At 55.2% G+C, this 14110-nt stretch carries 10 protein-coding genes and 1 CRISPR repeat array; of the genes, 1 reads left to right on the top strand and 9 read right to left on the bottom strand.

Annotation, left to right across the window (positions count from 1 at the left end; genetic code table 11):
* Window positions 1-9: 9 nt before the first annotated feature.
* Entirely contained in the window at window positions 10-960 is a 951-nt protein-coding gene (locus tag PKO02S_RS20120; RefSeq protein ID WP_127585636.1) for a helix-turn-helix transcriptional regulator, read from the bottom strand.
* A 216-nt stretch (window positions 961-1176) separates the two neighbouring features.
* Here PKO02S_RS20120 and PKO02S_RS20115 point away from each other — a divergent pair, with 216 nt between their 5' ends.
* On the top strand, window positions 1177-1713 hold the full coding sequence (locus PKO02S_RS20115; protein ID WP_127585635.1) for a TlpA family protein disulfide reductase: 537 nt from the start codon (window positions 1177-1179) through the stop codon (window positions 1711-1713).
* A gap of 460 nt (window positions 1714-2173) precedes the next feature.
* A CRISPR array of direct repeats spans window positions 2174-2671; the repeat unit is 32 nt; unit sequence GTCGCACCCTGTGCGGGTGCGTGGATTGAAAT.
* Window positions 2672-3347: 676 nt separating this feature from the next.
* Here PKO02S_RS20115 and PKO02S_RS33350 read toward each other — a convergent pair.
* The 8 genes from PKO02S_RS33350 to PKO02S_RS32480 all read right to left on the bottom strand — a co-directional run.
* Window positions 3348-4766, bottom strand: coding sequence for an ABC transporter permease (locus tag PKO02S_RS33350; RefSeq protein ID WP_246067145.1), 1419 nt, complete (start codon window positions 4764-4766; stop codon window positions 3348-3350).
* A 3-nt stretch (window positions 4767-4769) separates the two neighbouring features.
* The gene (locus PKO02S_RS20100; RefSeq protein ID WP_127585634.1) at window positions 4770-5540 is read right to left on the bottom strand and encodes an ABC transporter ATP-binding protein; all 771 of its coding nucleotides are present in this window, start codon (window positions 5538-5540) and stop codon (window positions 4770-4772) included.
* The gene (locus tag PKO02S_RS32920; protein ID WP_218033945.1) at window positions 5540-6394 is read right to left on the bottom strand and encodes a hypothetical protein; all 855 of its coding nucleotides are present in this window, start codon (window positions 6392-6394) and stop codon (window positions 5540-5542) included. Before PKO02S_RS32920 ends, PKO02S_RS20100 begins: the two co-directional genes overlap by 1 nt.
* Window positions 6395-6419: 25 nt before the next feature.
* Window positions 6420-8453: an alkaline phosphatase gene (locus tag PKO02S_RS20090; protein WP_127585633.1), complete on the bottom strand. Its 2034-nt coding sequence runs from the start codon at window positions 8451-8453 to the stop codon at window positions 6420-6422.
* 376 nt (window positions 8454-8829) lie between these two features.
* Window positions 8830-10428, bottom strand: a complete 1599-nt coding sequence (locus PKO02S_RS20085; RefSeq protein WP_127585632.1) for a type 2 periplasmic-binding domain-containing protein — start codon at window positions 10426-10428, stop codon at window positions 8830-8832.
* A 123-nt stretch (window positions 10429-10551) separates the two neighbouring features.
* The gene (locus PKO02S_RS20080) at window positions 10552-11442 is read right to left on the bottom strand and encodes a carbohydrate ABC transporter permease (RefSeq protein WP_127585631.1); all 891 of its coding nucleotides are present in this window, start codon (window positions 11440-11442) and stop codon (window positions 10552-10554) included.
* A 6-nt stretch (window positions 11443-11448) separates the two neighbouring features.
* Window positions 11449-12399 (bottom strand): ABC transporter permease, encoded by a 951-nt coding sequence (locus PKO02S_RS20075; protein ID WP_246067144.1) that lies wholly within the window; start codon window positions 12397-12399, stop codon window positions 11449-11451.
* 90 nt (window positions 12400-12489) lie between these two features.
* Window positions 12490-14110: DUF6259 domain-containing protein (locus tag PKO02S_RS32480; protein WP_164821571.1), on the bottom strand; the 1621-nt coding region annotated here is incomplete at its 5' end.

Genomic DNA, 14110 nt, shown 5'->3' with positions numbered 1-14110 from the left:
ATGTTCGTATTATTGATACAGTTGCAGCCATGTTGTAATTTGATCCCGCAATAGATTTCTTACCGATACAGGTTCCAGAATTTCCGCCTCCGGCCCATACTGCAAGATCCAACGAATAAATTCCTTCTCATTGTTCACTGTTACTTCGAACAGCATGCTCCCATCCTTCAAGTCCTTTATGCGGGGATGAACGAACAGTTCTTCTTCTTTAATATTTCGCGCAACCTCCTTACTGAACCTTACTTTAAAAGTAATCTCCCTAGCTCCTTGCTCGATTGACCAGGTGTTTCGCAAATACCGCTTAATACTGAAGTCCCCTTTATCGAATATTCGGGTAGTTAGTTCTACCGCTAGAAATCGGCTGATCCGGAATGTTCGAATATCCTTCTTCAAATAACAGTAGCCAATCAAGTAAAATCGTTGTTCGCGGGGAACCAAGTAGTAGGGGGCTATTTCTCTTTCCGACGTCTCATTTCGAGATTGGGTACGGTAGAGGGTCAGGATCGTCTTTTGTTCTAGTATGGCTCGAATGATAGGCTGTAGAAAATTCCGACTTTCTTTACGGTAAGCGGGAGTCCCCATCTGGATGATATTTGTGATACTTTCAAGCATGCTGCTGTTGCGGGTTTTATCGATTGTATGGGTAGCCATTACTTTGTCGTACGCTGTCTGGAAACCAGGCGGCAGTTTGTCTTCGTCTACTACGGAAGGCAATAGCGAGAAAGCCAACGCTTCCTGCTCCGTAAAGTTGAGTGGATGCATGAAGAATTTCCCTATAAATCGGTAACCGGTCCCTTTGCCTTCGTTAGTAATAGGAGCAATGGAATCGAGCAATCGTAAATCCCTGTAAATGGTTCGAACGTCGACCTCGCACTTGAAAGCCAGGTCCGCTGCAGAAATACCAGGCTGTGCTTGGATGGCATTAATAATGTGATAGAGACGAATCACTTTATCGATCATTTTTGTTTCTCCTTACCAAGGGCGGTTTTTGATACACTTCGACACAGCCCAACATTTTCCTCTATTACAAGATACCAGTTGTTTGCCCTCTTTCTCGAAGAGCACCCCACCCTTTACACAACCTCAACAAAACGTCCCAATCCACTTAACACTCGCCCGCTATACTAAACTCAATCCAATTCAGCTACCCACCTTCGGACCGAAAGGAACCACCGCATGAAAAAAAGAGCCTGGCTGCTAAGCCTCCTCCTGCTGGGACTTACAGCGTTCACAATAGTAAACCACATTAACCATCCGAGCATCAGCGCAGGGGCGACCAATACCCACATCGGGGCCAAAGCTCCCAGCCTCTTCTCCCTTTCCCAATTGACCCCCACCCAACTACGCGACATCATCCCCGGCAAAGGTGGTAAACCTATGCTACTCAACTTTTGGGCTAGCTGGTGCGAGCCTTGCAAGAGCGAAATGCCCGTGCTGGAGCAACTGTACGCGCAGTATCGGGACCAGGTCGACATTATCACCGTCAATCTGACCGGGAAGGACCGGCTAACCGAGGTTAACCGCTTTATCGCCGAGAACCGCCTAACCCTGCCTGTCCTGCTCGACCACACTATGGCAGCCACCGAATCGTACCGCATCGTCCAAGTGCCGACCACCTATTTCATCGACCGCAAGGGGTTCATTGCTCATCGCGTTCTGGGCCCGGTCACCGAGCACTCCCTGCAGGAGGAAATCCGGAAGCTGCTGCCCTGATAGAAATAGCCTGCCGAGAAGGCGAAGCGGCAGCCGCTGACTACATGGGGTCCTTGCGCTGATTAATATGAAGTCAATAAACCAAGAGATTTTTTGAAAAAAGAGAATGGTGCTGTTATCATGAAAGAGGATGTTAGGAAATAGTTTCTAAGTGAATGACGTGGCAGAGTAAGAAGCAAGAGAATAGACACTGCCCCATTCAAAGTGTTGAAGCTGAAGCTCCAGACGGTAATTGACCCGGCTCAGGGCAGCTTGCGATTGGAATCCGGAAAAAACACTGGTTCTGTAGTACCTGCACATGGTGCGAACCCCAAGCGTACACGAAGTTGCCGGACGGTTCGCACCACGTTTTTGCAAGGAATTGTAAAATTCCAATGTCGAAGAGAAGGTCTATAACGTGAGTTGATTGATTGTCGCTCCGATTTATGCCTTTATTGGGATTTTATGATTGTTTTTCGCTGTCGCACCCTGTGCGGGTGCGTGGATTGAAATTTAAATGACTTCACTAATGAAGAAAATGTATTTTCGTCGCACCCTGTGCGGGTGCGTGGATTGAAATTTGTACCTGACCTTGTTGCGCGGCCTGCTCTGCCGCGTCGCACCCTGTGCGGGTGCGTGGATTGAAATTTCGTACCATCTGCCGACGTCACTCTGACGACTTGTCGCACCCTGTGCGGGTGCGTGGATTGAAATTCAGCTAATGCAGTCAATTTTCGTCATATATTCAGTCGCACCCTGTGCGGGTGCGTGGATTGAAATAAGAATTGCATTGAGTATGCCGATAGCTCCGCGATGTCGCACCCGTGCGGGGTGCGTGGATTGAAATATAACTACGCAGCGCTCGTTACGATCATGCTGGAAGTCGCACCCCGTGTGGGTGCGTGGATTGAAATTCTGCTTGCAACTGGAGATACTCTAAATAGCTTGTCGCACCCCGTGTGGGTGAGTGGATTGAAATACGGCGACCGAGACGCTGAAGGCGCGCGGCGAGGGACGTTGTCAGGTTAGCGGCTCCAGCATCCAGCCTGGAGTTTGAGAGGGAATCCGAATAGGAGCCACGAAGCCGATATGATTGTGCCTCCAACCGATACCGAATCTGTCTGATCGTTCCGGGAAGGGCGACTATTTAAACCCGGCAGCACGTAAGCGGACCGTACGGCCCTTATGTGTGAACAAAAGGGCTATTTTACTGGGGGAGCGGACATACGATTCGTTATTTGGGTCAAAAGGGAGGTTTGGAGTGGGAGGACGGGCAAATAAGAGCATCTGTGTCCGCTAACTAAGCAGTCCAGCTGCTTTCAGACCAAATAAGGTATTCTGTGTCCGCACCGAGTTCGGCCTGGCGAGGCACTCCGATCCCCTTCAATAGCTTCATCGACTCCGCATAGCGAACGAGTGCGCTTATAATCCTTAACCTGATAACATTGACCCGTGCGGGTGAATGGATTGAAAACAAGAACGTTACTTTGTCACAGGGCGGATCTCTCCTCCAGCTGCCTGTCAGCTACGAGGCGACTTGGCTCTTACCTCGATTGAACTTTCATCAATTAGTTGTGCCTAGCTCGGCTATAATAGACGCGCTCTGCAAAAAAGAGGCCGCCCGTCCAGGCAACCTCTTCCTCATCCACACACGATCACATCGCGTTCAAATACCGTGCCGTTTCCGTACGATAGGCGCTAACCGCCGGCAAAATGCCGGCTCCGATACCGACGAGCGCCACGCTCGCCACAACCCCAAGCAGCTCCCAGCTATACACGACGGACACCGTAATGGACAACTGCGTCCCGAGATATATGGACAGCAGCCCAGTAAACAAAACCCCGCACGCCATCCCCCCGATACAGCCGAGCACGACCACCAACGCGGTCTCCAGCAAAACGATCGTTACAATCGACCGCCGGCCTGCGCCGATCGCTCTCAGGATAGACACTGTGCGCCGCCGTTCCACCGCCGAGCCGTACAAAGCCAGCACAATCGTCAACCCCGCCATCCCGAGCACCACGTAGCTGACATACCGAAGTATTTGCTCACCGCTTCCCATCATATCGAACACTTCGGCTATCACTTGCCCCGGAAAAACAGCTTGCGCTTCATGACCTCTATTAATCTCTTGGTACATCTGCATGAGGTCGACGTAGCTCTTGGGCTTCACGAGCACCGCGGTAACTCCCTGCTTCGCTTCATTCTCCTCGGCCCCGCCGGACGCTCCAGCACCCGATTCGCCAAATGCTCTCGATGTTCCTGATGCAACCGTCGCACCCGATCCCCCTGATTCACCAGCTGCGCCAGATGGGCTTGATGTCTTGGATACTCCTGGTACACCAGGCGAACTCACCGTATCCCATGTACCCGTCGCACCCGGAGCTCTAGCATCCGCCTCATCCGCCTCATCTGCCCCATGCGCCTCATGCGCCTCATGGCTCTCCCAGTAGCTGTCCATGCTCACATAGATGCCTTTGTCCGAAGGAGCCGACACCCGGTCCAGCACTCCCACAACTGTGAAAGGATGCTCCTCATGCCGCTCCTCCTCCACTGACGCCGCTACCCCGTGCGTAGAAACAAACCGGTCCCCGACTCGCAGCCCAGCAACCTGAGCCACCTTGGAGCCGATGACCGCTTCAAATGGCGCCTCAAACACCCGGCCCGCCTGCAGTCTAAAGTAATCTGGAGCCGCCGGAGCTGCCTTCAACCGAAAAAATTCAGTCGATGTCCCCACGATACGAAACCCTTCATAGCTATCCCCCAGCGCAAAAGGCACGGCCAGCGTCACCCGCGAATCCATCGACAGCGACTGATACGTCTCCTGCGTAAGGTTACCGAGCGGGCGATCCATTAAAAAAATCGTGTTGAAAATGAGCTGGTTGGCGCTCCCCTTCGAACCGACAATCATCCCATAGGGCTCGCTCGCCCGGACGATGCCTTCCTTGATGCCCCCGGAGAGCATGAGCACGGTCAAGGTCATGGCTACGCCAATCAGCACGACGACTACGGTGATGACGGTCTGTACAGCCCGATTCTCCAAATTGCGCCAAGCAATCTGCAACAAATTCACAAGTCAGCCAACCTCTCTCGAATCGGATACGGAGGACCTGGACGCACCCGCTCCAACGCCGACCCCGCCCCCGACGCCCACGCCTGCGGTCACAGCAAAAGCAGCGGCGGTCAGCTCGCGCAGCGGCACAACCCGGCCGAGCTGTCTAACCAGCTCGACATCGTGGCTGCACAGCAGCAGCGCCGCGCCGTTCGCCCGGCAGGCGTCGCCGAGCAGCCGGAACACCTTCTCCGCGTTCGCGGAGTCGAGGCTGGCCGTCGGCTCATCGGCCAGCACCAGGGCCGGGCGGTTCGCCAGCGCGCGGGCAATGGACACCCGCTGCTGCTCGCCGCCGCTCAGCTGCGAAGGCTTGTGCTGGAGCCGATGCTCCAGCCCGACCTGGGACAGCAGCTCCGCCGCGCGCTGCTTCTGCTCGGCGGAGGAAGCCGCCATCATGCTGAAGCGCATCGCGACCAGCACGTTCTCGAGCGCCGTGAACCCGGGGAGCAGATTGTAGCTCTGGAACACATACCCGATATGCTGCGCACGGAAACGGTCCAACTGCGGCTCGGTCAGCCGCTCGATATGATGGCCTCGGAACGTGATCGTCCCGGCTGTAGGACGGACAATGCCGGCGATGATGTTCAGCAGCGTGCTTTTACCGGAGCCGCTTGGCCCGATGAGCGCGACCTGCTCCTGCTCGCCCATATAAAAAGAGTCCATATCCAACACCGGAACGGGAAGCGCCCCGGCAGCCGCTTGATAAGTTTTGACCAGACCTTCGATATGCAGCATCAGTTCAACACCTCGACTTTGTCGGATTCTAAACGGATCAAACTCACGAAGCCGGTTTCTTCATCGGTCTTGGAGCCTACGCTCAGCGTACCGGTCACCTTCACCTGATGCTCCGTCGGCGTGATGTTCTTGCCCTTCGGCATGTAGACCACGACAATATCGGTCGGCCAATCGGCATCGGACGAGCAGAACGGGCAGAGCGACATAGCCACCTTGGTCAGCACAAAAAAGTTAACCTTTGCCGTCAGCGGAGGTGCCATATAGCCGGTCATCTCGACCTTCTTCCCCGCCAGCTGTTTGACTTGATCGGAGATGCTTACGCCGCGTACCGTCATCGCCGAGTACAAATCCTTAAACGTCAGCACAACCGGTTTGTTCGAGTTGGTGCTCGAGTTTGTGTTCGTTTGTGGCAAAGGGGTCGGAGTTGGGGTCGAGGTCTGCACTAGCGTTGGGGTCGGCGCAGCTGTCGACTCCGGCGTCGGTGTAGGCGTTTGGGCCGGCGTGGGCGTGGGAGCCGCGGATGACGTCGGCGTGGCGAGAGATCCCACCACTCCCGAAGCCGCAACCGGATCCTTCTCCGGCCCTATCGTCCCCGACGGAGTCGGGGTCACCGCCGGCGAGGAAGGTGAAGACGTTACGGCCACGCCGCCCGGTATCGGACTAGCCGAGCTCCCCGGACTCGTCGCCCCCTGCTGCGGATTAGCCGTCTCGCTCGGCCGTTCGGGCAATACGTAAGACGCGCCAACCGGCCCCCCCGTCGTGGAGGAAGCCGGCTGAGCGCAGCCCGAGGCGAGAACCGCCGCAACTGCAAGAACGAGAGTCAGGGAGGCAAAACGTGTAGAGCGAACTCTCATAAGTCAGGCCTCCGAGTCTACGGAATTAATTAGTCAGTGCAGCCAGAATGGAAGCGGTAGATACAAGCGTCGTACCGTTGTCCAATTTGAATTCCAGGGCCAGCTCTTTGCCGTTTTTCATCGCTTTGTTGGTGCTCAGGTTGATCTCATAGGTAGCGGCACCCATCGAAGCGGTAATCACCCTGGTGGACTCGTTGTATTTCACGGAACCGCCGAGCAAGTTGAAGAAGTCGCGGAACGGCACCCAAGTTTTGTCATCCTTGCGAGTACCTGTCGGATCGACACCCAGCGCGTTCGCCATCCCGAAGAACACGTCCGTGTTGTCCATCGTGCCGTTGAAGTAGCTCGAGCCCGGGCCGAACGCCATCAATGGCACATCGTCCGCCGTATGCACGCCTTGCGCTTCCGCGTAGCTGACCGAACCCGGGAGCAAGTAACGGTCGCGATTCGGATCGTTCGGATCGGCGAGCTTGGCCGGGTTGGCTACGTTCTTGCCGTCCTTCACTACCGTCGGGGAAGTAGGGATCGGGTCGAACTTGTAGTCTTCATAGTAGTCCGGGTGAGCGCCGAAGACGACTCCGAGCTTGCGGTCGACTTCCGGGTAGTCCGGAAATCCGTCCCCATTGTAATCGACGTAAGTCGGGAACTTGGCGGCATCGTACGTGCGGAACGCTTCGCGGCCGGATTTGCCGTCGCCTTCCCAGTAAGTGCCGGCAACGCTCATGGAGTGGGAATGGTCGGCCGTCACGACGATCAGCGTATCGCCATTTTGCTCCGCGAACTTCTTCGCTGCGCCAATCGCCTTATCCATCTCGATGGCGTCATAAGCGGCGCGTTCCCAGTCCAGCGGGTGCAGCTGCTTGTCGATGCTGGCGCCTTCGACCATCAGGAAGAAGCCGTTCTCGTTTTGGCTAAGAACATCGATTGCCTTTTGCGTCATGTCCCACAGATTTGGTTGATCGGTAAAAGTTTTCAAAGCCGCTTCGTTGTTCGTGGAGCGGTCGTAGTATACGTTCATGTCCGCCGGGTGGAACAGTCCGAGCAGCTTGGACGGCGACGCGGTCGCTTTCATCTGTGCAGCGTTGTCCACGATGGTGTAGCCTTTTTGCTCGAACATGGCGTACAGATTTTTCTCATCGGCGCGCTTGGAGCCTGGCGTGGACTTCGGCAGGAAATAAGCCGAGCCTCCGCCCATAATGACTTCCGGCTGTACGTTGTACAGCATCTCGGCGATCTCCGCCTTGTCGGAACGGCGGCGCGTGTGCGAGACTACGGCGGCCGGGGTTGCGTCCTCGATCTCGGAAGTCGTAACGACGCCCACGGACATGCCCTTCGTGCGCTTCAGCATTTCGGCCAGCGTCTCGACCTTCGGGTCGTCCAGGGAGCTCTCGGTGTTGTCCGGGTAGCTGCCCAGCCCGTTGATCGCGGCTTTGTGACCGGTGTTGTAGGCGCTCGCGCTGTTCGCGGAATCGGTGACGAGGGAATCCATCCCGGACGTCGTCACGATCGCGCGTTGATCGAATTGATCCATCTCGAGCAACCCGTTGTACTTGCCTTCGGTCAAGCCTTTGGACATAATGCGGGTCATTGTGATCGCAGGCAGCGTCATGCCGTCGCCGACGAAGAGAATGACGTTTTTCGCTTTTTTGCCTATCAGATCGGTAGTGACGGCTTGGTATTTGACCGATTTGCTGAGTCCATCGGCTTTCACGCTGATTTCATATGTGCCGGCTTGGCTGAACGTGACGTCGCGGACCATGAATTCTTGGCTCGTGGCGGTGCCGGTCTTCACAAGCGGTTTGCCGAAGAAGGACTCGGCGGCTTGTCCATTGACCGTGATGCTGACGCTGGAAGGCATGGCGGACAGGTTGTTCAGCTCGACGCGGAAATCAAACTTGCTGCCGGCCAGAAATTTCGCTTGGTTGATCGGGGCGATGTAGATGGAGGCTTGCTCGGCTGCAACAGCGACTGACGCTCCCGGAACCGGGACTCCCGTACTGCCGAGGAGCAAAGAAGCGATAATGGCCACACTGCTCAGCACTTTCATGGTTTTGTTCATCTCACTAACACACCTTTCCAACTATAGTTAACAAGGTAGATTATGAGTCGGTTTTGTTAATGGAGTTGCCTTTTATTGTGTAGTTTTTATCAAGATTGGGGAAAAAGCCGGCAAGATGAACAGCCTAGCGGATGGAGCCTGCCGCAGTAAGAACGATTTGGTTAGCGACGTGGGTGGCCACGTGGATGGCGACGAGGGTACCGGGGGAACCGGCAATCAAAGCTACTCTCCCGCCACCCCGGCTATAGTCCACTTGTCCGTCTTGCGGAATGGCTGCGGGAAGTGGCGGGTGACGGTGCATCCCCAACCTCCCCCGCCCCTCAGAACACACAAAACCCCCAGTCCGCTAGTGCGGCTGGGGATGCAGGCAAACCGATTATTTCTTCGACGCTTGGTACAGCTTGTTGGCTTCGTCTTGGTCTTGTTTGCCTCCGGCGTCCATGTAGCTCTGTACGTATTTGTCCCATTCCTTGTCGATGTCGACTTGACCGGAGAAGGCTTTCCAGAAAAACTCCGTCTCGATCTTGAACATCGCTGTCCACTTGTCAGGCACATGATCCGGTTGCAGCGCAGCTGGCTTGACCAGCGGGAAGTTCTTGATTTGATCCAGAACTCCGCGGCGTGAAGCACTGACACGGACCGGGAAGACGGAATCGATGATCAGGTTCGAGATAATGAAGCGCTGTGCGCCGGTATCCGTCTTGGAATCATTCGTATTGAACTCCGGCTTCACGGTGTAGTTGCCGGCTGCATCAACGGTGAAGGCGTTCTCCCCGCCATTGAAGTAGATCGCATAATTTTTCGGATCGGAGAAGATGTCCTCTTGTATTTGCAGCATCCGGATCACTTGCTCATCCGTGGTCTTCTTGCCGAAGTACAGGTTGATTCCTTTGGCTACGGCAGGCTGATTCTGAGAACCCGCGAGACCCGTCGGTCCCTTAACCGGAGGAATGTACACCATATCTACGTTTTTGGACTGCTTGAGCTTGCCTGCAGGACCGCCTGTGTTCGTCGGATCGAGCCACGCATCGATGTCCACATAACCGCCGAGTCGATTGGCATCCATCTTGGCCAAGATCTTGGCGCGATCGTCCAGCAGCACTTCCGGATCGAAGATTTCTTTTTTGTACCAATCCTGGAACGTCTTCAGCACTTCCTTGTACTCCGGCATGACCGGCGAGTAGACGAGCTTGCCGTCCTTCTCCATCCACATGTCCTGCGCGATGCCGTAGGCGCCGAAAATATAAGGCAAGATGTTCGTATGAATCGAGGAGTTGACCGCCCATTTGCTAAGCGCATAAGTGTCTTTTTTGCCATTCTTGTCCGGGTCTTCGTTGCGGAACTTGAGCAGCAGCTCCTCCAGCTCTTTCAGCGTCGTAGGAATCTTGGTCGCCCCAACCGCATCCATCCAGTCCTTACGAACCGCTAGCGTATAGGGAGTCAAGTACGTTTTGCTCACGTTCGGCAGACCGTAGAGCTTGCTGTCCACCGTCAGGTGACGGGTCCAAATTTCACGAGTCGCGAGATCGTCCAAGCTCTTAAGCAGCTTTGGCGCATATGTCTGCAGCATGTCGATCGTAATCGGGCGAACCGCTCCCGAGGCGATGATTTTGCCCGCTTCCCCTTGCAGGAACATCCAGTCGGCTGACTCGCCGGAAGCCAAGAATACGTTGGTCTGATCCTGGTTGTAGTGGTCGACCTGCACGTTCTCAATCTTGACGTTATAGTCGGTCTCCATCTTTTTCTGCAGCACGGACCCGTTCTTTGCCAAGATCCCTTGAACGTTGAACCCAAGCCATTTCAAGCTCACCGGCTTATCGTACTTGCCTACGCTTGCTGTTGGCGTAGCGCCTGCCGACGCAGATGGCGACGAAGCCGACTCGTTCGAGTTGCCTCCGTTGCTGCATGCAGCCAGGATGGAACCTAATGCCAGGATTGCGCTTAAGACGACCGCTGTTTTTCTAAACTTCCTCATTGTTGCTACCCCTCTCCCCTTGTGAGATAAAACGCTTACAAACGAACTATATCATCTGTCAAATGGAGCTGTGTGTCATATTTTACAGGATTATGTGTCGTTTTTTTAGCATACCCTAGCAGGTTACCCTTTTACCGCACCCGCCGTAATACCGGTCACAAAATACTTCTGCACGAACGGATAGACGGCTATGATCGGTCCGATCGCTACGAAGATCAGAGCGGCCCGCACCGACTCCGGCGTCAAATTGGCGGCAATCGAAGGATCGTCGATCTCCATTAAGGCATTGAGCTGATTTTCCAGCAGGATGCGCCGCAGCAACAGCTGCATGACCTGCAGCTCCTGAGAACGGGTGAAGATCATAGCTCCGAACCATTCGTTCCATTGATGCACGGCCTCGAAGATTGCCACGGTCGCGATGACCGGCCCGGACAGCGGCAGGAAGATGCGGAAGGCAATCGTCATTTCATTGGCTCCGTCAATTAACGCCGACTCTTCCAGCTCGTCCGGAATCGCCATCAGAAAGTTGCGAACGATCAGAATGTAGAATCCGCTGAACAGCCCCGGAATAATGAGCACCCAGAACGTGTCGAGCATGCCGAGGGAACGAATGAGCAAGTAGTACGGGATGAGGCCGCCGCCGAAAAACATCGTAAATACGATCAATACCGTAATCGTTCGGCGAAAAGGAAGCTTTCTGCGCGACAGGGCGAAGCCGGCGCAGAAGCTGACCATCACGACCAGGAACGTCCCCAGTACCGTTCTTGTGATGGTGTTCACATAGGCACGGCCTATATTTCTTTGTTTTAACACTTCCGTGTAGGCCTCAAAGTTGAACCGGTCCGGCCAGAAATGGAAGCCCAGCCGTCTCACGCCGTCAGGCGTACTAAGCGAGTCGACCAGCAGCGTCCAGAATGGCAGCACAATCGAAATCGTTAGCAAAATCAGCAACGGATATAGAATGATCGCAATGACAATATCTTCTCGGGATTTTACTTGTTTACCGGTATCCATGCCTCGTCACACCCCATATTCCTTGAATTTGCGGCTGGAGAAGTTGACGACCAGGAGCAGAATGAACCCGATCACGTTCTGGAACAGCCCGATGGCCGCACTGTAGCTGAAATCCAGGCTGACGAGACCGACTCGATAAACGTAAGTCTGAATGACATCGCCGACACTGTATACGAGCGGAGTGTACAGATTGAAAATTTGATCGAAATTGTTTTCCAGCAAGTTGCCGATGCGCAGCAGGAACATCAGGAAAACGACCGGCATGATGGACGGCAATGTAATGTGCCAAGCTTGCTTGACCCGACTCGCTCCATCGATGGCCGCCGCTTCGTACAGATGCTTGTCGATGCCGGCGATGGCCGCCAAGTAGATGATCGAGCCCCAGCCGATGCCTTGCCAGATGCCCGACAAGATCAGAATTTGCACGAACCAGTTCGAATTGACCAAATACAGCGCCGGGGTACCGCCGAAGAAGGTAATAATTTTGTTGATCAGGCCGTTCATCGACAGAATTTCTTTAATAATCCCTGCCAGGACAACCCATGAAATAAAATGGGGCAAATAGCTGATCGTCTGCGTAACACGCTTGAACCATTTGAGCCGAATCTCGTTTAAAATAATCGCCAGAAAAATCGGTGCGGGAAACCCGAACACGAGTCCTAGGCCGGAGATCACCAGCGTATTGCGAAGCACCTGCAGAAAAGTAGGCTCGTCGAACATGCGCTGGAACTGCTTCAGTCCGACCCACTCGCTTCCCATAATGCCTTTGCCGATCATAAAATTTTTGAACGCAATCTGCACGCCGTACATCGGGACATACCGGAAAATGATCATGATGGCCAGCGCAGGAAGCAATAAAGCATACACATAGCGATAACGGTACATCTCTCGGAGCAAGCGGGGCATGGCCCGTTTAACGCGGGCCGGCGCGGGAATTCCCGGGGTTGTGTGCTGCATACTAAAACCTCCACTACGTTGTTCTAGTATCAGTGTAACGCTTACATGAACCGCCTGCGTGGGGATTAATCCGCAGAAATGTGTGTTTTTTTAATGTGGTCGGCCCTCCAGAAGGACAACCGTCGACATAGGCGCTACCGTGCATCTCCCTTCGCTCTCGCAGGCTTCCGGCTGCTCGGGAGACACCAATCGGAACGCTCGACCGCCGCTCTCCTCCAGCTCCACGTCAATCTCTATCGCCCGGTCGGCGCGATGGTTGCACACAACGACGGCTCGCTTGGACGTGACCGGGTTCACGAACACCGAATAAACCTCATGCGGCTTGCCCTCCGCAGTAACCCGAGCGCCTAGCTGATCGCGATATTCCGCCTCCCATAAATACTCGCTGTAGCGCTCCCGCAGCGCATCCACTTGGCGGCCGTAAGCGAGCGGTCCTTTGAAATCATCCAACCGCCCCTTGAAATGATAAGGCTCATAACACATCACATAGCGGTACATGAGGCATTGGTTGATCGGGATCCGGTCTTGGAAGCCGATAATGCCGCTGATCATCTGCGCCTCAGGCGCGATATAGCGCTGCATAGGGAAATGGTGGCGGGTGACGCGGAAATAAGAAGAGGTCATGTAACGGTATTGCAGCTCGCGGACGCCTTCGCCGGCCAACAGAAACTCCGGGTTCCGCCGCTCCTTGATCCGCAGGAACGCCTCCCCGAGCGGATGGTCCCCGGCGTACAAGTTGGCAGGTGACCGATGGTCGTGCTCGCAGGAGAAGCAGTAGAACAAATCGCCCGACATTCTGCCATGAAAATGAAACTCGTCGTACAGCATGCCGTCCGCGCCGAGCTCGAACGACTTCTCGTATTCGTGCAGGATGATGTCCCGCAGCTCAGGGGAATTGAAGCACAGCGGGATGCCGCGCCGCGTATTGATGTCGGCCATCTGCGTAGCCGTGTGGTAGCGATAGCCGCTGATCACATGGTAGTGGCCGTAAGGATCCCGGGACGCATACTTGTGCAGCTCCTCGTTAAACCAGTCGCTGCTCTGGTCGGCCCACGTATACTTCGTGAACAGCACGACCTTCACGCCCATCTCCTGCACGCGGCGGATCGCCGCCTGGAACTGCTCCATCGTCCCGAGCCGAGGGTCGATGTCATGCCGCGGATAGTCGCGGTCTTGGCCGCCCGAGTTCCAGCCTGTTATCTGCAGCACCTTGACGCCATGTCGTACACAATCCTCGCCCAGCTGCACGATGTCCTCATAGGACATGCGCATCCGATCCTCGGAGGAATTGATCTGGTATTGCTGCCAGCTGTGCACGCCTTGTGCCCACGCAGGCGGACGGACGTCCGTCATCCATGTCCGGCGCCAACGCTTGTAGCAATCCGCCCCGTACTGCCACGTACCCTGGTACGGCTCCAGCACGATCGGCTCCAGCCGGTACCGCTCGCCCGGCGCGCAGAAAGGAAAGTGCACGCACGAAAACTCCATATGCGCCGGCTTGCCGTCCAGCATGGACTCGTCCGGCCAGCTGCCGAACGTGGTCGCATCCGTATACCCGTACCCGGGCTTCAGCTCGAAGGTGAACTGCACCATCTGCTCGTCCGTCGTCTGGTGGAAGCCGACATACAAGCCTTGGCCCTTACAGTCCATCAGACCGAAAGGCACGCTGCGGGAGGAGTTCGTCATATTCATCGGATAATCGGTGCTGTAG

It is taken from the genome of Paenibacillus koleovorans NBRC 103111, assembly GCF_004000845.1.
Lineage (GTDB): Bacteria > Bacillota > Bacilli > Paenibacillales > NBRC-103111 > Paenibacillus_AA > Paenibacillus_AA koleovorans.
This window is presented reverse-complemented; position numbering and strand designations above follow the sequence as displayed.

Excerpts from the sequence above, each read along its gene's own strand:
- PKO02S_RS32920 (WP_218033945.1), bottom strand. The coding sequence starts at position 6,394 with ATGAGAGTTCGCTCTACACGTTTTGCCTCCCTGACTCTCGTTCTTGCA.
- PKO02S_RS20085 (WP_127585632.1), bottom strand. The coding sequence starts at position 10,428 with ATGAGGAAGTTTAGAAAAACAGCGGTCGTCTTAAGCGCAATCCTGGCA.
- PKO02S_RS20090 (WP_127585633.1), bottom strand. The coding sequence starts at position 8,453 with ATGAACAAAACCATGAAAGTGCTGAGCAGTGTGGCCATTATCGCTTCT.
- PKO02S_RS20115 (WP_127585635.1), top strand. The coding sequence starts at position 1,177 with ATGAAAAAAAGAGCCTGGCTGCTAAGCCTCCTCCTGCTGGGACTTACA.
- PKO02S_RS20100 (WP_127585634.1), bottom strand. The coding sequence starts at position 5,540 with ATGCTGCATATCGAAGGTCTGGTCAAAACTTATCAAGCGGCTGCCGGG.
- PKO02S_RS20120 (WP_127585636.1), bottom strand. The coding sequence starts at position 960 with ATGATCGATAAAGTGATTCGTCTCTATCACATTATTAATGCCATCCAA.
- PKO02S_RS20075 (WP_246067144.1), bottom strand. The coding sequence starts at position 12,399 with ATGCAGCACACAACCCCGGGAATTCCCGCGCCGGCCCGCGTTAAACGG.
- PKO02S_RS20080 (WP_127585631.1), bottom strand. The coding sequence starts at position 11,442 with ATGGATACCGGTAAACAAGTAAAATCCCGAGAAGATATTGTCATTGCG.